Below are 237 nucleotides of genomic sequence, written 5' to 3' on the forward strand. Positions count from 1 at the left end.
TGGACATGTCATGGATGACACAGGTCGTAGCGGCGCACCGCCACCACGGAGATCAGGATGAGACCCATCGACACGCGCGAGCACCAGCGGTTCCCCGTCCTCTCACAATCGCAAATCGAAACGGCGCGCCGCTTCGCCAGCGGTTCCGAGACGCGCTTCGCCCCCGGCGAGGTGCTTTACGGCATCGGCGATCACGGCACGCCGGCCTGGCTGGTGCTTGACGGGGCGATCGAGGTC

Annotated in this window: 1 protein-coding gene; it reads left to right on the forward strand. The window is 66.2% G+C overall.

Translation table 11 applies throughout. The features are described 5' to 3' along the window. Window positions 1-57 precede the first annotated feature (57 nt). The coding region (locus AC0IYH_RS33915; protein ID WP_471838860.1) for a hypothetical protein at window positions 58-237 on the forward strand (180 nt) is incomplete at its 3' end.

The organism is Pseudomonas sp. AC463 (assembly GCF_979253585.1).